The following is an 18,061-nucleotide window of genomic DNA, read 5'->3' on the forward strand; positions in this document are numbered from 1 at the left end:
ACCGCCGCGGCGGCTATCGCTCGGTGAACCCTTGTAGCGAGTCGCGAGGTTCTGTGAAGTCGGCGACGACATTGTCGACCCGCCCCGGTGTTTCTCCGCTTTGCAGCAGGTCAAGCAGCCGCTGACAGGACTCGCGAGGGCCCTGGGCGACTACCTGAACCCGGCCGTCGGGCTTGTTGGCCGCGAATCCGGTCAGCCCCAGTTCGAGTGCGCGGGCGCGCGTCCACCACCGAAAGCCGACACCCTGCACGTGCCCGTGCACCCAAGCGGTCAGGCGTACCTCAGCTAACTCCTGCATCATCTACCTCAAAAGTCACTTTGGCCCCAGCCTTCAGGGTCCGGCCGACGGTGCAGACCTGGTCGATGGCACGCTCGACGACCGTGAGCACCCGCGCCCGCTCCTGCTCGGACAGCCCGGACAGGTCGAGTTCCATCCGCTCTTCGAGCAGCGGATAGCGCTCCTGCTCGCGGTCGGCCGCCCCGGAGACGCGGATCGTGGCGCGGTACTGCTCGCCGAGGCGCCGCTGCAGGGGCACGTCGCTGGCCATCCCGCTGCAGGCCGCGAGCGCGATCTTCATAAGCTCGCCCGGCGTGAAGACGCCGTCGACATCCTCGCTGCCGACGAGCACCTCCGCGCCGCGCGAGCTGCGCCCGGTGTAGCGCCGCGCCCCCGTCCGCTCCACCCACAGTTCTGTCATGGTCGCTCCCTTTCCGCGAGCGACCGCGAAATGCCGTCCCGAACCGGCGTGTTGGCGTACAGACACGGTCGCTCGCGGAAGTTTAGCCGCGCCGTACCCGCGGCCGCGGCTGACATTTCGGGCAGTAGAACGACGAGCGGTTCATGAACTTCTCGCGCCGCATGATGGCGCCACAGCGTCGGCACGGCTCGCCTTCGCGCCCATAGGCGTCCAGCGAGCGGTCGAAGTAACCCGACTCACCGTTGACGTTGACATACAGCGAGTCGAAAGACGTCCCGCCCTGCGCGAGCGCATCCCCCATCACCTGGGCCGCCGCGTCGAGCAGTTCGGCCAGCTTCGGCCGGTTCAGAGATGACGCCAACCGGGCGCCGTTGACCTTGGCCCGCCACAGCGCCTCGTCGGCGTAGATGTTGCCGATGCCCGAGACGACGGTCTGGTCGAGCAGCTGACGTTTGATCTCGGAGTGCTTGCCCCGCAACACTTCCACGACGCCGTCGCGGTTGAATTGCGCATCGAGCGGGTCACGCGCGAGGTGCGCGACGGGAAACGGGACCTCGGTCCCGCCGACGGTGACCATGTCGGTGAGCATCCATCCACCGAACGTACGCTGGTCGACGAAGCTCAGCGCGGTCCCGTCATCGAGCAGCGCCGCGATGCGCAGGTGGTTCTCGCTCGGAGGCGTGCCCAGCAGCATCTGCCCGCTCATGCCGAGGTGCACGACCAGCGCGGAGCCGTCATCCAGCGTCAGCCACAGGTACTTACCTCGCCGCCCGGTCCCGGTGATCCTGCTGTCGAGCAGGCGGGCAGTCAGATCCGCGGGTCCCGCTTCGTGGCGCCGCACCGCGCGCGGATGATGTACCCGCACAGCGGTGATCGTCTTGTCGACGACGTGTTCGTCCAGTCCGCGGCGGACGACCTCGACCTCGGGAAGCTCAGGCATCAACCTCGGCGGTCAGCGCGTTCCACGCCGCCGCGGCCGCCTTGAGCTCGGCCTCCTTCTTGGTGCGCCCGACGCCTCTGCCGTATTCGGTGTCGGTCACCATGACCGTCGCGGTGAACTCCTTGTCGTGGTCGGGGCCCGTCGAGGTGACGAGATAGGTGGGCGCGCCAAGGCCGCGCGAGGCGGTCAGCTCCTGCAGACTGCTCTTCCAGTCGAGCCCGGCGCCCAACGTGGGCGCGGTGTCCAGCAGGTCGCCGAACAGCCGCAGGATCACATCGCGGACAATCGCGTTGCCGTGTTCCAAATAGATTGCACCCAACAGAGATTCGACGCCGTCGGCCAAGATGCTGGCCTTGTCGGCGCCGCCGGAGTTCAGCTCGCCCTTGCCGAGCAGCAGGTAGGCACCGAGTCCGGCATCGGACAGCTGACGACCGACGTCGGCGAGCGCCTGGGTGTTGACGATGCTGGCGCGCAGCTTGGCCAGATCGCCCTCGGACCGGTCGGGGTGCCGGTGGTAGAGCTCCTCGGTGATGGTCAGCCCGAGCACGGCATCGCCGAGGAACTCCAATCGCTCGTTGGTCGGCAGGCCGCCGTTCTCGTAGGAGTAGCTGCGATGGGTGAGGGCCATGGTGAGCAGTTCGTCGGGCAGATCGACACCCAGCGCCGCCAGCAGCGCGGCGCGCTCACTCACGCGTGTCCTCGGTGGGATCGTCGGCTCCGCCGACAGTGTCGAGCATGCCGGCCAGCTTCGCCCAGCGCGGGTCGATCCGCTCGTGGTGGTGACCGGGTTCTGCGGTGGCCAACGCGACACCGCAGTCCGGGCAGAGGCCCGCGCAATCCGGACCGCACAGCGGCGCGAACGGCAGCGCCAGTCCGACGGCGTCGATGATCGGCTGCTCCAGGTCGACGGTGTCGTCCACCACGCGACCGACCTCGTCGGCTTCGGTCGTCTCGTCGGTGGCGCTGTCGGGATAGGCGAACAGTTCGGTGAGGTAGATCTCGACGTCGCCGGTGACAGGCGTTAGGCATCGCGCGCAGTCGCCCGTCGTCGGCGCCGACACCGTTCCGGAGACCAGGACTCCCTCCGACACCGACTCGACGCGCAGGTCGAGCTCCAACGGTGCTCCCTTGTCGATGGCGATGAGGTCGAGGCCGATGCGCGACGGGCTGGGCACCGTTTCGGAGACAGTCATCATCGACCCGGGTCGCCTACCGAGCCGGGAGATGTTGATCACGAGCGGCGATTGTGACGCGCGATGCGCCGCCGCTTTGGCATGCGTCGCCATAAGTACCGAGTTTACGGCGAGGAATTTTGGCGGCCCCTGGCACTCAGCGGGCGGCGTAGTCGTGCGTGCCCGCGGCGGTGCGAAGTTGATGACGACCTCGACCGACAGAGCGCAGCGTGCCGTTGAGGAAGTCCTCGAACTCCGCGAGCTTGCTGTCGACGTAGATGTCGCACTCGCCGCGCAACCGGTCGGCCTCGGCATGCGCCGAGTCGATCAACCGGGTCGCCTCGGCTGTCGCGGTGGCGACGATCTCGGTCTGCGACACCAGCCGCTGCTGCTCCTTGATGCCCTCTTGCACGGCCTTCTCGTAGGCGAGGTTGCCGCTCTCGATGAGCCGGTCGGCTTCGGTCTTGGCTCGTCCGGTGCTGGCCTCGTACTCGCGCTTGGCGGTGGCGGCGACCCGGGTGGCCTCCTCGCGGGCCTCGCCGACCATCCGCTCGCTGTGCTGGCGAGCCTCGGCCACCATGCGATCGGCCTGCGCCTTGGCGTCGGCCAGCAGCCGGTCCGCCTCCGCGCGGGCGTGGTTCAGAACCGAATCCGCCTCAGCGGTGGCTGTGGACACCATCGAGTCGGAGTGGTCCTTGGCCTCGCGCAGCATCCCGTCGCGGGCATCGAGGACGTCCTGGGCATCGTCGAGCTCACCGGGAATCGCGTCCTTGATGTCGTCGATCAATTCGAGGACATCGCCGCGGGGCACGACGCAGCCTGCCGTCATCGGCACGCCGCGGGCTTCTTCCACAATCGCGCTCAGTTCGTCGAGCGCCTCAAAAACTCGGTACACGGCAACACCCTCCAGGCGTAGTTGTCAGTTACTAGTGTGCCTGGTGTTACCCCTGTGACTCAGCTTCCCGCCCGGTGTGTCGCCCGGACGTCGGAAATTCATGGATTGCTGAGTCTCTCCACTCCCCAGGCCGCAACTCCCGGCTGAATTGCTGCTCGCATTATGTCAACCGCCCGAGCCGGAGGCGAAAGCCCGCCCCCGGGCGGCATCCTTCGATGGCGCCCGGGGGCGGGCGTGAGTCTTCCTCGAATCTGAACTTCTTCGCGCGAAATCGGCGATTTCTCGAACACAAGTTCAGATTCGGCGACCACGACGGCCGAGGGCGCTTACTTCACCGCCGCGCCGATGAGGTCGCGGGCGCGATCGAGCATCGAAGCAAACGGTCCGAGCGCGAAATTGGCCTTGGCCGACTCGACGCCCGCATGCGGATGGGTCGGGGCGATCGCCTCGGCGGCCTGTACGGCGCCCGCCATCCGCTTGAGGTCATCACCGTCGAGGTTCTTCTGCAGGTGGCTGAACTCCTCCCGCTCCTCGAGTTCGGCGTGCTCGACCACGTCCTCGCGGAACTTCATCAGTTCGTCGAGGAACTCCTGGGACCCGATGTCCATCTTCTCGAGCCGCGACAGGAACTCCTTGGCCTCGTGCTCTTCCTTGAGGCGCGCGTCGACGATGGCCTCACCGTCGGCGACCTCCTTGCGGGCGCGCGGGTGGACCACCATCTCCTCGGCGGTCTCGTGCACGGCGAGCAGCTGACGCAGATCGGCGAACGCCTTCTCGCGCGCCTCAGTTTCCGACGCGCCCAGCACTTCTTCGAACAGGTCTTTGATCAGGTTGTGTTGGTCGGTCAAAAACTTCACGACGTCGTCGGTGTTCTGGACGAACGTTTCAGCCATGGCAGAAACCTCCTGCATTTCGGTAGTGGTGTGGGCGCGAATGGGCTGTGCGCCTCCACCTGATTACCCGTGCTGGAGCGGGTTAACCCTGGCTCAGCTTGGCCTGCAGGCGCGTGTTGACCGCGGCGGGAAGCAGTTCGGAGACGTCGCCACCCATCGACGCGACCTCCTTGGCCAACGACGACGACACGAACGAGTACCGCGGTATCGCGGCCACGAAGAACGTGTCGACGCCGGCGATGTGCTTGTTCATCTGCGCCATCTGCAGTTCGTATTCGAAGTCGGCACCACCGCGCAGACCCTTGACGATCGCCGTCACGCCGCGCTGCCGGGCGAAGTCGACCACCAGGCCTTGCCCCGACTCGACGCGCAGGTTCGGCAGGTGCCCGGCGGACTCCTCGATCATCGCGATGCGCTCGTCGAGCGTGAACATGCCCTTCTTGTTCGGGTTGACCAGCACGGCGACGATCAGCTCGTCGAACTGCGCGGCCGCGCGCTCGAAGACGTCGACGTGCCCGAGATGGACCGGGTCGAAGGATCCGGGGCATACCGCGCCGCTCATGAGCGAAGACGCTAGCAGGGCCGCTCTGGTGCCTCGGCAAGCTCCAGGCGGGTGTCGCCGTAGCTGCGCGACGGCCATACCTGCCAGCCCTGCGGCCACGTGAGCGGCGGTCCGCTCGCCGCGCGTTCCACCACGACGACGGTTTCCGGTCCGGCCCAACCCCGTTCGGTGAGCAACGACAGCATCGATTCCACTTCTCCGGAGGCGATGTCGTACGGCGGGTCGGCGAGGACGAGGTCGACGGGTCGCGGGCTGCCTGCGGCCAGTACCTCGGCGACGGCGCCGCGCCGCACACTCGCCCCGGTGACGCCGAGTGCAGCGATGTTGTCGGCGATGACTCCTGCGGCTCGTCGGTCGGTCTCGACGAACGTCGCCTCCGCGGCCCCCCGCGAGAGCGCCTCGAGCCCGAGTGCGCCCGACCCGGCGTACAGATCGAGCACCGCGATCCCGCTGAAGTCGATGCGCGCGGCCAGCACGTTGAACATCGCTTCCCGTACCCGGTCGGTGGTAGGACGGGTCCCTCCACTAGGCCTGTGCTCAGATCGATTCTGGGGCACGGTGATTCGTCGACCACCCAGCGCGCCGGCGATGATGCGGGTCAGCTGACCACCACCAGCAGATCGCCGCCTTCGACCTGTGCCGTCTCCGAGACCGCGACCCGGTTCACCTTGCCTGCCTTGGGCGCGGTGATGGCGGCCTCCATCTTCATGGCCTCGATCGTGGCGATCGTCTGGCCGGCCTGCACCTCGTCGTCGACGCTGACGCCGACGCTGACAACCCCGGCGAAGGGCGCGGCGATGTGGTCGGGGTTGGACTTGTCGGCCTTCTCTGCGGTGGGGATGTCGCTGGCGACGTTGCGGTCACGCACCAGAACCGGACGCAGTTGGCCGTTGAGGATGCACATCACCGTGCGCATGCCGCGCTCGTCGGGCTCGGAGATCGCCTCGAGCCCGATCAGCAGTTCGACGCCCCGCTCCAACCGGACGCGATGCTCCTCGTCGCTGCGCAGCCCGTAGAAGAACTGGTTCGCCGACAGGCTCGACGTGTCCCCGTACTGTTCGCGGTGGGCTTCGAGTTCCTTTGTCGGGCCAGGGAACAGCAGCCGGTTCAGCGCGGCTTGGCGCTTCGGGCCCGCCTGGGCGAGAACCGCTTCGTCCTCCTCGCTGAGTTCCTCCTGCGACTTGGCCGGCGCCCGACCGGCAAGCGCCTTGGTGCGCAGCGGTTCGGGCCATCCACCTGGCGGGTCGCCGAGTTCGCCGCGAAAGAATCCGATCACCGAATCGGGAATATCGAACCGCGATGGGTCCGAGGCGAATTCGTCGGCGCTGATGCCCGCCCCCAGCAGCGCGAGCGCAAGGTCGCCCACCACCTTCGACGACGGCGTCACCTTCACCAGCCGGCCGAGCACCCTGTCGGCTGCGGCGTAGTTGGCCTCGATCTCCTCGAAGCGGTCGCCGAACCCGAGCGCGATTGCCTGCTGGCGCAGATTCGACAGCTGACCGCCGGGGATCTCATGGCGGTACACCCGGCCCGTGGGGGAAGGAGGTCCAGCTGACACAACGTCAAAGGGCGCGTACACCTTTCGCAGCGCTTCCCAGTACGGTTCGACGTCGCACACCGCCTCCAACGACAGCCCGGTGTCGTACTCGGTGTGCGCGGCGGCGGCCACGATCGAGCTCAGCGCCGGCTGGCTGGTGGTACCTGCCAGCGGCGCCGATGCTCCGTCGACGGCGCTGGCTCCGGCCTGCCACGCCGCCAGGTACGTGGCCAACTGGCCGCCCGGGGTGTCGTGGGTGTGCACGTGCACGGGCAGGTCGAACCGGGTGCGCAGCGCGCCGATCAACGTGTGCGCGGCGTGAGGGCGCAGCAGCCCGGCCATGTCCTTGATCGCCAGCACGTGGGCGCCCGCGTCGACGATCTGCTCGGCGAGCTTCAGGTAGTAGTCCAGCGTGTAGAGGTTTTCCCCGGGGTCAGACAGGTCCCCGGTGTAGCTCATCGCGACTTCGGCCACCGCCGTGCCGGTTTCGCGGACCGCGTCGATGGCCGGACGCATGGAATCGACGTTGTTGAGCGCGTCGAAGATGCGGTAGATGTCGATGCCCGTCGCCGTGGCCTCGGCGACGAACGCGTGGGTGACGGTCTCCGGATACGGGGTGTAACCGACGGTGTTGCGCCCGCGCAGCAGCATCTGCAGGCAGATGTTGGGGACCGCTTCGCGCAGCGCGGCCAGCCGCTCCCACGGGTCTTCTTTCAAGAACCGAAGCGCCACATCGTAAGTCGCCCCACCCCAACATTCGAGCGAGAGCAACTGCGGCGTCATCCGCGCGACGTAGGGCGCCACCATCAATAGCCCCGTGGTGCGCACGCGGGTGGCCAACAGCGACTGATGGGCGTCGCGGAACGTCGTGTCGGTGACGGCCAACGGTTTGGAGTCGCGCAGCCAGCGCGCGAAGCCCTCGGGGCCGAGTTCGGTCAGGCGTTGCTTGCTGCCGTCGGGCGGCGGCGCTTCCAGATCGATGTCGGGCAGCTTGTCCTGCGGGTACACCGATGCGGTTCGCGGGCCGTGCGGCTGGTTGACCGTCACGTCGGCCAGATAGTTGAGGATCTTGGTACCGCGGTCGGCAGGTGTTCTGGCGGTCAGCAGATACGGGCGCTCCTCGATGAACGACGTGCTGATGCGTCCGGCCCGGAAATCCGGATCGTTGACCACCGCTTGCAGGAACGGGATATTCGTCGACACCCCGCGGATGCGGAACTCGGCCAGCGCGCGGCGCGCCCGCGCCACCGCGGCGCCGAAGTCGCGTCCCCGGCACGTCAGCTTCACCAGCATCGAGTCGAAGTGCGCGCTGATCTCCGCGCCGAGATGGGTGCCGCCGTCCAACCGGATGCCCGCGCCGCCCGGGGTGCGGTATCCGGTGATACGGCCGGTATCGGGACGAAATCCGTTGGCGGGGTCCTCGGTGGTGATCCGGCACTGCAGCGCGAAACCCCGCGGCGCGGGTAGCGCGTCCTGGCTCAGTCCGAGGCTGTCGAGGGTCTCGCCGTCGGCGATGCGCAACTGGCTCGACACCAGATCGACATCGGTGATCTCCTCGGTGACGGTGTGCTCGACCTGGATGCGCGGATTGCACTCGATGAACACGTAATGACCGCGCTCGTCGAGCAGGAACTCGACGGTGCCGGCGAACGTGTATCCGATCTGCCGGGCGAACGCGACCGCGTCGTCGCAGATTCGTTGCCGCAGTTCGTCGGACAGGTTCGGGGCGGGTGCGAGCTCGATGACCTTCTGGTGCCTGCGCTGCACGCTGCAGTCCCGTTCGAACAGGTGCATCACGTTGCCGTGGGTGTCGGCCAGGATCTGCACCTCGATGTGGCGGGGGTTGAGCACGGCCTGTTCGAGATACAGCGTCGGGTCGCCGAACGCGGACTCGGCTTCGCGCGACGCGGCATCGATCGCGTCGGCCAGCGCGTCGATGTCGGTGACCCGCCGCATGCCCCGGCCGCCGCCACCGGACACGGCTTTGACGAACAACGGGAACTCCAGGCCCTCCGCGGCGGCCATCAACTCCTCGGCCGACGCCGACGGGGCCGATGAGTTGAGCACCGGCAGGCCCGCCGAGCGGGCCGCCTCGATCGCCCGCGACTTGTTACCCGTCAGCTCCAGCACCTGGGCGCTGGGCCCGACGAACGTGATGCCGGCCTCCGCGCACGCCGCCGCCAACGCCGGATTCTCCGACAGGAAGCCGTATCCCGGATAGACCGCGTCGGCTCCGGCATGCTTGGCGACCCGGATGATCTCCTCGACCGACAGGTACGCGCGCACGGGATGGCCGGTCTCGCCGATCTGGTAGGACTCGTCGGCCTTCAGCCGGTGAATACTGTTGCGATCCTCGTGGGGGTAGACCGCGACGGTGTCGATCCCCATTTCGTAGGCGGCCCGGAAAGCGCGGATCGCGATTTCGCCACGATTGGCGACCAGGACTTTAGAGATCATGGGCGATCACGCACGTACTTTATCCTCCGGGCGGGTCAGACCAGCGTGGACCAGTAGCTCCAGAAGCGCACGAGGACCAGAAGGAGCAGGCCGGTGAACCACAGCGTGACCAGAGACCACCGCCAGGTGTGCAGCACCCGCGCGACGGTGTTCCCGTGCTGGGGCTGCAGAGCGACGGCCGCAACGACCACCAACAGCGGGATCGTGACCGCCCACACCACCATGCAGTACGGGCACAGCGCGCCGATGCGGTAGAGGCTCTGGTAGATGAGCCAGTGCACGAACGCGGCGCCAAGCAGCGTGCCCGTGGCCAGACCGGCCCAGTACCAACGCGGCAACGCGACCCTCGCGAGCGCGAGCACACCGGTCACCACCACGATCGTGAACGAGATGATGCCGATCAACGAGTTCGGGAATCCGAACGCGGACGCCTGCGGCGTGATCATCACCGAACCGCAGGACAGCACTGGATTGAAGCTGCACGACGGGGTGTACTCCGGATCGATCAGCAACTCGACCTTCTCGACGGTCAGCGCGACCGCGGCGGCCAGCCCCAGCACACCCGCGATGAGGATCCACACCGCGCTCGGACGACCCACCGACAGACCCGTCGGCTCATGAGCCGCGGGTTCGGACGGCTGGACGGCTCCGGGAGCGGCGAGCGTCACGGCCTCGCCGGCTGCGTCGGATCGGCGTTGGGCGGCGGCGCACCGGCATCCAGTGCGGGCACCTCGCCGACGATCTTCTCGATCTCGGCGATAAGCGCGTCGGGCGTCGACGGCGAATAGTCCTCACCGTTGATCCGGATGGTCGGCGTCGAGTTGACCCCGCTCGCTTTGGCCAAACCCTTGACCATGTCGTTGTAGCGTCCACCGTTGATGCAGGCCGGCACCTCACCGGTCACCCCCGCTTGGCGAGCGATCTCGATCAGCCGGGCATTGTCGGGGAAGGGGCCCACACCCTCGGGCGGCTGTTGCGCGAACAAGGCGGCGTGGAAACGCCGGAAGGCTTCGGTGTCCGCGTCGGCCACGCAGTAGCCGGCGTTGGCGGCGCGGGTCGAGTAACCCTGGCCCGCCCGGTCGAGGATGGACACCATGTTGTAGTCCACGGCCGCAGCACCGCTGTCGATCAGCCGGTTGATCGTCGGGCCGAACTGCTTCTCGAAGTTCCCGCACGCCGGGCACAGGAAGTCCTCGTAGAGCGACACCACCGCTTTGGGCTCGGACGTGCCCTCCTGGGTGATCACGTTGCTCGACGCCACGCGGACCGCCCTGGTCTCGCCCTCACCGGGTTTGTCCTCTTTGGTCATCACGATGTAGAGCACCAACGCGACGGCGAAGATCACGACGATGGCGGTCAGGCCGATCTGCACAGCCCGGTTCCGCTTGCGGTCAGCCGCCTTCAGGTCGTAGCTCGGGGTCTTCTTGCGTTTCGTGGCCACGCAGGTAAGAGTACCGGCGCGATTTCGCCGCCCGGTCAGCCGCGGGCCAGATGCGCCCGCAGCGCCGAGATCACCTCGGCCATCGCGGTGGCGCTGTCACCGCCGAACGGGAAGAAGTTCGCAAAGCCGTGGATCAGCGATCCGAACTCCCGATGGTCGACGCGGACGCCGGCGGTCCGCATGGCCTCGGCGTACTGCCTGCCTTCGTCGCGCAGCGGGTCGAAACCGGCGGTGACGATCAGCGCCGGGGACAGTCCGGACAGATCGTCGGCCAGCAGCGGCGACACGCGGGGGTCACCGGAATCGACTCCGCCGCTGAGGTATTTGTCGCGGAACCAGTCGATGTCGTCGCGGGTGAGGAAGTAGCCCTCGGAGAACAGCACCTGCGACCTGGTCGTGTCGCGGTAGTTGACGACCGGATACAGCAGGAACTGCAGGGCCGGCTGCGGGCCATCGCCGCGGGCGCGGTGCGCGACGAGCGTGGCCTGGTTGCCGCCCGCGCTGTCACCACCGACGGCGACGCGCTCGGGGTCCGCGCCCAGTTCGGCGGCGTGCTCGCACGCCCACCTGAAGGCGGCGTGGGCGTCGTCGGTGCCCGCAGGCGCGGGATGTTCGGGGGCAAGGCGATAGTCGACCGACAGCACGTGCATCTGGCCCCGGTGGCAGATCTCGCGGCACAGGTCGTCGTGGGAGTCGATGCTGCCGATGACCTGTCCACCGCCGTGGAAGAAGACCAGTAGGGCTCCCTCATCCTCGACCGGCCGGTAATGGCGCGCGCGGATGGCTCCGGCGGGTCCTGGGATCGAGAGATCGCTCACCGACGCGACGGGGATGTTCTGCTTGAAACCCGCGGCCAGCGTTTCGAGTTGTCCACGGGCGGCGGCGACCCCGTCAGCGTTGACCAGACCGTCGATGCCCGTGAGCTTTTGTCCGGCGAGCATCAACTGCAGCGTCGTGTCCAGCGTGTTGCCGTCGATGCTGACGGTGCGGCGTCTCAGCAGGAGACGTTTGACGGCCTCGGGGATGCGCGGCAACGCGCGAAGGGTGACGCCCGCCGCGGTATTGACCAGCGTCTCCTTGCGGCTCGGCCGCCAATGGTCATGGGCTGGCAGACTCTGGGTCATGGCATCTCCCTCGATCACGTTGAACGACGGTAATTCGATACCGCAGGTTGGACTCGGAGTTTGGCAGACCCCTCCGGAGGACACCGAACGCGCGGTCGCGACCGCGCTCGAAGCGGGTTACCGCCACATCGACACCGCCGCCGCGTACCAGAACGAACGCGAGGTCGGCCGAGCGCTCGAGAAATCGGGCCTGCCGCGCGATCAGGTGTTCATCACCACCAAGCTGTGGAATTCCGAGCAAGGGTACGACAGCACGCTGAGTGCCTTCGACAAGAGCATGCACCGGCTGGGGCTCGACTACCTCGATCTCTACCTCATCCACTGGCCGCTGCCGGCCAAGGGCGCGTTCGTCGACACCTTCAAGGCCTTCGCCCACCTGCGTGAGCAGGGCCGCATCCGGTCGATCGGGGTGAGCAACTTCGAGCCCGAACACCTGCGGGAACTCGTCGACGCCACCGAGATCGTGCCCGCGGTCAACCAGATCGAACTGCATCCGCTGCTGCAGCAGGAGGAGTTGCGCGAGATGCATGCTCAGATGGGGATCGCGACCGAGGCGTGGAGTCCGCTCGGCCAGGGGTCACTGCTGTCCAACGACACCGTGGTCTCGGTCGCCGAAGCGCACGGCAAGACGCCGGCCCAGGTGTTGATTAGGTGGCATATGCAGCTCGGCAATATAGTCATCCCGAAGTCGGTGACCCCCGAGAGAATCGTGAGTAACTTCGACGTGTTCGATTTCGAGTTGAGCGAGCAGGACATGGCGTCCGTCTCGACGCTCGGCGACGGCACTCGGTTGGGCCCCGATCCGCGAACATTCGAATTCACGGGGTAGGTGAAATGACCGAATCGCCGGGCAATGCGGCTGCGGTTCCGACCGTCACGCTCAACGACGACCACACGATGCCGATATTCGGTCTCGGCGTCGGCGAGCTGTCGGAGTCCGAGACCGAGCAGGCGGTGCTGGCGGCGTTGTCAGCCGGCTACCGGCTGATCGACACCGCCGCGGCATACGGCAACGAGGAGGCGGTTGGGCGGGCCATCAAGGCGTCGGGCGTGCCGCGCGACGACATCTTCGTCACCACCAAGCTGGCCACCCCCGACCTCGGCTTCCAATCGTCCCAGGATGCGCTCAAGGCGAGCCTGGGCAGGCTCGGGCTCGATTACGTCGACCTCTACCTGATCCACTGGCCCGCCGGTGAACATGGCAAGTACGTCGACAGCTGGGGCGGCCTGATGAAGCGCAAAGAGGTCGGCGACACCAAGTCGATCGGGGTCGCCAACTTCCACGCCGAGCACCTGTCGAACGTCATCGACCTGTCGTTCTTCACCCCGGCGATCAACCAGATCGAGCTGCACCCGTTGCTGAACCAGGCGGAGCTGCGGGAGGTCAATGCCGGTTACGGGATCGTCACCCAGGCGTACGGTCCCCTGGGCGTCGGCCGCCTGCTGGAGAACGAGACGGTGACGTCGGTGGCGCAGGCGCACGGCAAGACCGCCGCGCAGGTGTTGATCCGATGGAGCGTGCAGCTGGGCAACGCGGTCATCGCCCGGTCGTCGAAACCGGAGCGGATCGCCTCGAACCTCGAGGTGTTCGACTTCGAGCTCACCGACGACGAGATCGCCTCCCTCAACGGCCTCGACGAGGGCACGCGGTTCCGCCCGGACCCGGAAACCTACACCGGTACGTAGGCCTTAGAGGAGCTCAACCCGTCGGGCAGGTGGCCGCGGCGTCGCGCAGTGCGGTCGCCGACGGCGCGTCGATCGGCAGTCGGTATCCGCGCAGCACCGCGATGAACTGCATCGAGTACTGGCAGTGAAACGCCGCATTCGGCGGCATCCAGGTCGCAGGCTCCTGATCACCCTTTTCCTGGTTGGCGTGTCCGGCCACCGCGATGAGATTCGCCGGATCGTTGGCGAACCGGACGCGCAGGTCTTCGGGCCAGTTGCGCGCCCCGAGGTCCCAGGCAAGCGCCAACGGGACGATGTGGTCGATTTGCACCGCGGCGCCGGTCTTCTCGCCTCGGGTGAAGGCGACGACGGCGTTGGTGTACGGGTCGTGCAGCGTGCCCGTGGCGACGGCGTCGGGGCAACGCTTGATCGACACGAACGTCTTGTCGTCGAGGTCGCGGTTGAGGATGTCGTTGCGGGTGTCGCACCCGTTGTGTCCGCCCGGGGCCGAGTTGTCGTCGGTCCAGCTGTCCCCGAAAGCCGCTCTGCGGTAGTCGTATCCGCGGATCCGCAACGGTATGACGGCAACGCCCGCGAGAACGTCGACCCCCGGCACCACGGTCGGGATGTCGGCGCGTGCGATGAACTGCGCCCGGTCCCCCGCCGAGTTGACCGCCTGCACGGCGACGATCACCGCCAGCGCGACGATCGCGGTCAGCCACAGCAGATGCCTGCGCTTCATGCCTTGTCCAGGAATTCGACGCGGTCGGTGTTGACGAACGGGGCGGCCAGCGCCGCCATACCCGGGTGGTCCGGATCGTTCTCGTACAGCCGTGCGCAGAACTCGCGGGCCGTCACGATGATGTCGAGGTGCTCCTGCAGCGACAGGAACCGGAGCGTGATCGCGCGGCCGGATTGGCTGAAGCCCAACACATCTCCCTCCTGCCGCTCGTAGAGGTCGAGGTCGGCGAGCTTGAACCCGTCCAGTGTGGATGCGACGGCGGTCAGCCGGGCGCCGGCCTTGGACCCCTGCGGGAGTTTGGTGACGAGCAGGCACAGGCTCGGATGCTGTCCGCGCCCGATGCGCCCGCGCAACTGGTGCAGCTGGCTGATGCCGAACCGGTCGGCGTCCATCACCACCATCACCGTCGCATTCGGCACGTCGACGCCGACTTCGATGACCGTCGTGCACACCAGCACGTCGATCTCGCCCGCGCGGAACGCGGCCATCACGGCGTCCTTCTCGTCGGCGGGCAGCCTCCCGTGCATGAGCCCGAGCCGCAGTCCGGCGAGCGGGCCTCGGCTCAGCCGCGCGAACAACTCGACCACCGTGATCGGCGGCGGACCGCCCTCCTTGTCCTTGGCCGACTTGTCGTTCTCGTCGATCCGCGAGGCCACCACGTACGCCTGCCTGCCCTGGCTCACCTCTTCGGTGATGCGCTGCCACACACGGTCCAGCCAGCGTGGGTGCTCGCTGAGAAAGACGGTGTTTGTCGTGATCGGTTGCCTGCCCCGCGGCAGCTCGCGCAATGTCGAGGTCTCCAGGTCACCGTAATGAGTCAACGCGACGGTGCGCGGTATCGGCGTGGCCGTCATCACCAGCAGATGCGGCGTGATACCCGCAGGGGCCTTGCCGCGCAACCGATCCCGTTGCTCCACGCCGAACCGGTGCTGCTCGTCGACGACCACCATGCCGAGGCGGTGGAATTCGACGGCGTCCTGCAATAGGGCGTGGGTGCCGATGACGATGCCCGCCTCACCGCCGGCGACCTCGTCGCGTACCGCGCGTTTCTGTTGCGCTGTCATCGATCCGGTCAACAGCGCGATGCGGGTGGCACCGTCCATGCCACCGAGTTGACCGGCGAGGGCCAACGGGCCGAGAACGGCGCCGATTGAGCGGGCATGTTGTGCGGCAAGGACTTCCGTGGGTGCGAGCAGCGCGCACTGATAGCCGGCGTCGACCATCTGCAACATCGCCAGCACCGAGACGATCGTCTTGCCCGAACCGACCTCGCCCTGCAGCATGCGGTTCATCGGTCGGGTGCTCTCCAGCTCGTCCGATACGACGTCGAGCACTTCCTTCTGGCCGTCGGTCAATTCGAACGGCAACTGTTCGCACATGGCGGCGACGAGCCCGTCGTCGCGGCGCTGCGCGACCGGACCCGACTCACTCAGCTCACCGTGGCGTCGGTTGACCAATGCCCATTGCAGGCCGATGGCCTCGTCGTACGTCAGTCGCGCGACCGCGGCGTCGCGTTCGGCCGATCTCTCTGCGGTGTGGATCGCGCGGAGCGCCTGGTCTTCGGTGATCAGACCATGTTGTCGCAGAAAGGCTTTCGGTAGCGGTTCGGTGATCGGGTCCAGCACGTCGAGCAGCTGACGCACACAGGCGTAGATCTCCCAGGTCTGCACCTTCTTGTTGGCCGGGTAGATCGGGAAGAAGTCGCGTTCGAAGGCGGCCAGCAGGTCCTCACCGGTGGCCCCCGAGGCCTCGGCGATCGCCTTGAGAGACTTGGATCCTCGCACGCCGCCGGTCTCGTGCAACACCAGGAACGCCGGATGGGTCAGCTGCATGACGCCCTTGAAGTAGCCGACCTCCCCCGACAGCATCACCTTCGCACCCTCGACCAACTGCTTCTTGAGGTACTTGACGTTGAAGAACGTCGCGGTCACCTTCGGCTTCCGGTGCCCGAGGGTGACGACGAGATATTCGCGCTGGGGTTGCCGGTTGGTCCGCCTCAGTTCGGCTTTGGTGATGACGTCGACGAACGTGACGTGGACGCCCTCCTCGAGATCCTCACCCTCGCCGACCGTCGTCATCTCGTCGCTGTACTTGCGGGGATAGTGACGCAGCAGATCGTTGACCGTGTGGATGCCGAAGTGCTCAGCGAGCGGGTCCGCGGCCTTCTTACCGAGCACGAAGTCGAGACGGTCGGACAGGGTCGCCACGGCTATTCCACCCCGATCAGCAAGGCGTCGCCGCGGTGGCCGGTGTGGTAGGTCACCAGTTCGACGCCGGGATGCCGGTCGTGCACGTGCTCGGAGAGCGCGCCGGCGACACCCTCGTCGACCCCGGCGCCGGTGAGGACCGTGACGAGTTCACCGCCGGCGGCCAGCAACAGGTCGATCAGCCCCGCTCCCGCCGCGGCCAGGTCGTCACCGACGATCAGCACTTCGTCGCCGGAGATGCCGAGACCGTCGCCCGGCTTGCACATCCCCGCCCAGGTGAGCGCTTCCTCGGTGGCGATCCGCACCGATCCGTGCCGGGCGCCCGCGGCGGCCCTGGCCATGGTGTATCCGTCGTCGACGGCCTGGCGCGCGTCGTCGTGGACCGCCAGCGCCGCCAGCCCTTGAACCATGGACGCCGTGGGTACCGGCACCGCGTCGAGGCCCCAGCCCATCGCGGCGGTGCACCCGGCGACCAGTTCCTCGGCCGCGACGTATCCGTTCGGCAGGATCATCGCCTGGCCCGCGTCGGCGTTGACCAGTGCGTGCAGCAGCTGTTTGGCGCTGACCGGCGCGTCGCCCTCGAGCGGCAGCACGTGGGCGCCCTCGGCCGCGAACAACTCCTCGGCGCCCGTCCCATCGACGACGGCGAGCACCGTCCGTGCATGGGACCACGCCCTCTCCGGGCGGGCATCGTGGGTGCCGCTGAGAGCGGTGATCTGGATGCGGCTGGGGGTGCCCACCGCGAGTCCGGCCTCGACGGCGGCGCCGGCGTCGTCGGCGTGCACATGCACCGAGTAATGGCCGCTGCCGTCCGACGGAGCGGCGATCGCGACCGAGTCGCCCAGCCCGTCGAGGTCGTTGCGCAGTTTCTCCACCCCTGCCGGATCGCATCCGCTGAGCAGGTACATCACCTCGAACTGCGGAGCCGCGACGGCGCGGTTGGCACCGTTGTCGGTGTGCGGTGGCGGCGCCGGAATGTACTCCGTCCTGCGCGGAGCACTGCCGGTCAGCGTGGTGCTCATCGCGTCCAGCAGTACCAGCAGGCCGCGCCCTCCGGCGTCCACCACGCCCGCGCGGGCCAGCACGTCGAGTTGGCCGGTGGTCTTCTCCAGCGACTGCGCTGCCGCGTCTGCGGCCCTGCACACGACCTCGGGCAGCTCGGCGCCATCGGTCGAGGCCTGCTCGGCGGCCTCGGCCGCGGCCTGGAGCACTGTGACGATGGTGCCCGGCACGGCCTCGCCCATCGCCCGGATCACCAACACCACGGCGTGGTGCAGCGCCGCGGCGAACAGCGGCCCGTCCACCCGGTCCAGACCACCGTGCAGATCGGCCGATGCTTCTGCGGTGACCTCGGCCAGCGCGCGCAGTATCTGGGACAGGATCACGCCCGAGTTGCCCCGCGCCCCGTGGATGGCGCCGCGTGCCAGCGCCGCCGCGACTTCGGCGACGTCGTCGGCGCCGGCCAGCGCATCGGCTTGCGCCCACGCCGAGCGCATTGTGAACAGCATGTTCGTGCCGGTGTCGGCGTCGGCGACCGGGAACACGTTGAGTCGGTTGATCTCGTCGGTATGGGTGATGAGGTCACCGACCGCGGTGTGCGACCACTTCTGCAGCATGGGGGCATCGAGCAGTCGAGCCGACATGCCTAACCTCCGCAGAAATGTGACGCTCCACGCACCCCGCCGTGCGGTCAGCCTAGCGATTGGACCTGACAGCCTCGGCACAACG

At 67.6% G+C, this 18,061-nt stretch carries 18 protein-coding genes; 2 read left to right on the forward strand and 16 right to left on the reverse strand.

The features are described from left to right. Window positions 1-13: 13 nt before the first annotated feature. The 13 genes from AAHH99_RS07570 to AAHH99_RS07630 all read right to left on the reverse strand — a co-directional run bounded on the left by AAHH99_RS07570 (window position 14) and on the right by AAHH99_RS07630 (window position 11,719). The gene (locus AAHH99_RS07570; RefSeq protein ID WP_068198351.1) at window positions 14-298 is read right to left on the reverse strand and encodes an acylphosphatase; all 285 of its coding nucleotides are present in this window, start codon (window positions 296-298) and stop codon (window positions 14-16) included. Continuing rightward, complete coding sequence (locus AAHH99_RS07575; protein ID WP_418768112.1) at window positions 282-698, reverse strand: OsmC family protein; 417 nt, start codon at window positions 696-698, stop codon at window positions 282-284. The genes AAHH99_RS07570 and AAHH99_RS07575 overlap by 17 nt, the downstream gene beginning before the upstream one ends. A gap of 82 nt (window positions 699-780) precedes the next feature. Next, the gene (gene mutM, locus AAHH99_RS07580) at window positions 781-1,638 is read right to left on the reverse strand and encodes a bifunctional DNA-formamidopyrimidine glycosylase/DNA-(apurinic or apyrimidinic site) lyase (protein ID WP_418768113.1); all 858 of its coding nucleotides are present in this window, start codon (window positions 1,636-1,638) and stop codon (window positions 781-783) included. Continuing rightward, complete coding sequence (gene rnc / locus AAHH99_RS07585; protein ID WP_418768114.1) at window positions 1,631-2,329, reverse strand: ribonuclease III; 699 nt, start codon at window positions 2,327-2,329, stop codon at window positions 1,631-1,633. Before rnc ends, mutM begins: the two co-directional genes overlap by 8 nt. Beyond that, window positions 2,322-2,924 (reverse strand): YceD family protein, encoded by a 603-nt coding sequence (locus AAHH99_RS07590; protein WP_418768115.1) that lies wholly within the window; start codon window positions 2,922-2,924, stop codon window positions 2,322-2,324. The genes rnc and AAHH99_RS07590 overlap by 8 nt, the downstream gene beginning before the upstream one ends. 43 nt (window positions 2,925-2,967) lie before the next feature. Beyond that, complete coding sequence (sepIVA, locus tag AAHH99_RS07595; RefSeq protein ID WP_064398631.1) at window positions 2,968-3,705, reverse strand: cell division protein SepIVA; 738 nt, start codon at window positions 3,703-3,705, stop codon at window positions 2,968-2,970. A gap of 326 nt (window positions 3,706-4,031) precedes the next feature. Continuing rightward, window positions 4,032-4,598 carry a hemerythrin domain-containing protein gene (locus tag AAHH99_RS07600; RefSeq protein WP_418768116.1) on the reverse strand — a complete coding sequence of 189 codons (567 nt, stop codon included), beginning with the start codon at window positions 4,596-4,598 and terminating at the stop codon, window positions 4,032-4,034. An 82-nt stretch (window positions 4,599-4,680) separates the two neighbouring features. Next, window positions 4,681-5,160 (reverse strand): pantetheine-phosphate adenylyltransferase, encoded by a 480-nt coding sequence (gene coaD, locus AAHH99_RS07605; RefSeq protein WP_418768117.1) that lies wholly within the window; start codon window positions 5,158-5,160, stop codon window positions 4,681-4,683. An 11-nt stretch (window positions 5,161-5,171) separates the two neighbouring features. Beyond that, a complete protein-coding gene (gene rsmD / locus AAHH99_RS07610) occupies window positions 5,172-5,762 on the reverse strand; it encodes a 16S rRNA (guanine(966)-N(2))-methyltransferase RsmD (protein ID WP_418769547.1) in 591 nt (196 codons plus the stop codon). After that, a complete protein-coding gene (locus AAHH99_RS07615; RefSeq protein WP_418768118.1) occupies window positions 5,759-9,154 on the reverse strand; it encodes a pyruvate carboxylase in 3,396 nt (1,131 codons plus the stop codon). Before AAHH99_RS07615 ends, rsmD begins: the two co-directional genes overlap by 4 nt. Before the next feature lie 35 nt (window positions 9,155-9,189). Further along, window positions 9,190-9,822, reverse strand: coding sequence for a vitamin K epoxide reductase family protein (locus tag AAHH99_RS07620; RefSeq protein ID WP_418768119.1), 633 nt, complete (start codon window positions 9,820-9,822; stop codon window positions 9,190-9,192). Next, complete coding sequence (locus tag AAHH99_RS07625; RefSeq protein ID WP_064398617.1) at window positions 9,819-10,595, reverse strand: DsbA family protein; 777 nt, start codon at window positions 10,593-10,595, stop codon at window positions 9,819-9,821. The genes AAHH99_RS07620 and AAHH99_RS07625 overlap by 4 nt, the downstream gene beginning before the upstream one ends. Before the next feature lie 35 nt (window positions 10,596-10,630). Then, window positions 10,631-11,719 carry an alpha/beta hydrolase gene (locus AAHH99_RS07630; protein ID WP_418768120.1) on the reverse strand — a complete coding sequence of 363 codons (1,089 nt, stop codon included), beginning with the start codon at window positions 11,717-11,719 and terminating at the stop codon, window positions 10,631-10,633. Here AAHH99_RS07630 and AAHH99_RS07635 point away from each other — a divergent pair. Continuing rightward, on the forward strand, window positions 11,718-12,548 hold the full coding sequence (locus tag AAHH99_RS07635) for an aldo/keto reductase (RefSeq protein WP_418768121.1): 831 nt from the start codon (window positions 11,718-11,720) through the stop codon (window positions 12,546-12,548). The genes AAHH99_RS07630 and AAHH99_RS07635 overlap by 2 nt on opposite strands. 5 nt (window positions 12,549-12,553) lie before the next feature. Then, window positions 12,554-13,405: an aldo/keto reductase gene (locus AAHH99_RS07640; protein ID WP_418768122.1), complete on the forward strand. Its 852-nt coding sequence runs from the start codon at window positions 12,554-12,556 to the stop codon at window positions 13,403-13,405. 13 nt (window positions 13,406-13,418) lie between these two features. Here the strand turns inward: AAHH99_RS07640 and AAHH99_RS07645 are convergent, their stop codons facing one another. From AAHH99_RS07645 to AAHH99_RS07655, 3 genes are read right to left on the reverse strand one after another with little or no spacing between them, the layout of a single operon-like run. Then, window positions 13,419-14,126, reverse strand: coding sequence for an HNH endonuclease family protein (locus AAHH99_RS07645; protein ID WP_418768123.1), 708 nt, complete (start codon window positions 14,124-14,126; stop codon window positions 13,419-13,421). Continuing rightward, window positions 14,123-16,333: an ATP-dependent DNA helicase RecG gene (recG, locus tag AAHH99_RS07650; RefSeq protein WP_418768124.1), complete on the reverse strand. Its 2,211-nt coding sequence runs from the start codon at window positions 16,331-16,333 to the stop codon at window positions 14,123-14,125. The genes AAHH99_RS07645 and recG overlap by 4 nt, the downstream gene beginning before the upstream one ends. 2 nt (window positions 16,334-16,335) lie before the next feature. Beyond that, a complete protein-coding gene (locus AAHH99_RS07655; RefSeq protein ID WP_418768125.1) occupies window positions 16,336-17,976 on the reverse strand; it encodes a DAK2 domain-containing protein in 1,641 nt (546 codons plus the stop codon). Window positions 17,977-18,061: the final 85 nt, after the last annotated feature.

Origin of the sequence: Mycobacterium neumannii (assembly GCF_048452905.1) — a bacterium.
Lineage (GTDB): Bacteria > Actinomycetota > Actinomycetes > Mycobacteriales > Mycobacteriaceae > Mycobacterium > Mycobacterium neumannii_B.

What these genes read in the sequence shown, in the direction of transcription:
- AAHH99_RS07570 (WP_068198351.1), bottom strand. Translation starts at nt 298, where the DNA reads ATGCAGGAGTTAGCTGAGGTACGCCTGACCGCTTGGGTGCACGGGCAC.
- AAHH99_RS07575 (WP_418768112.1), bottom strand. Translation starts at nt 698, where the DNA reads ATGACAGAACTGTGGGTGGAGCGGACGGGGGCGCGGCGCTACACCGGG.
- mutM (WP_418768113.1), bottom strand. Translation starts at nt 1,638, where the DNA reads ATGCCTGAGCTTCCCGAGGTCGAGGTCGTCCGCCGCGGACTGGACGAA.
- AAHH99_RS07590 (WP_418768115.1), bottom strand. Translation starts at nt 2,924, where the DNA reads ATGGCGACGCATGCCAAAGCGGCGGCGCATCGCGCGTCACAATCGCCG.
- AAHH99_RS07600 (WP_418768116.1), bottom strand. Translation starts at nt 4,598, where the DNA reads ATGGCTGAAACGTTCGTCCAGAACACCGACGACGTCGTGAAGTTTTTG.
- coaD (WP_418768117.1), bottom strand. Translation starts at nt 5,160, where the DNA reads ATGAGCGGCGCGGTATGCCCCGGATCCTTCGACCCGGTCCATCTCGGG.
- AAHH99_RS07615 (WP_418768118.1), bottom strand. Translation starts at nt 9,154, where the DNA reads ATGATCTCTAAAGTCCTGGTCGCCAATCGTGGCGAAATCGCGATCCGC.
- AAHH99_RS07635 (WP_418768121.1), top strand. Translation starts at nt 11,718, where the DNA reads ATGGCATCTCCCTCGATCACGTTGAACGACGGTAATTCGATACCGCAG.
- AAHH99_RS07630 (WP_418768120.1), bottom strand. Translation starts at nt 11,719, where the DNA reads ATGACCCAGAGTCTGCCAGCCCATGACCATTGGCGGCCGAGCCGCAAG.
- AAHH99_RS07640 (WP_418768122.1), top strand. Translation starts at nt 12,554, where the DNA reads ATGACCGAATCGCCGGGCAATGCGGCTGCGGTTCCGACCGTCACGCTC.
- AAHH99_RS07645 (WP_418768123.1), bottom strand. Translation starts at nt 14,126, where the DNA reads ATGAAGCGCAGGCATCTGCTGTGGCTGACCGCGATCGTCGCGCTGGCG.
- AAHH99_RS07655 (WP_418768125.1), bottom strand. Translation starts at nt 17,976, where the DNA reads ATGTCGGCTCGACTGCTCGATGCCCCCATGCTGCAGAAGTGGTCGCAC.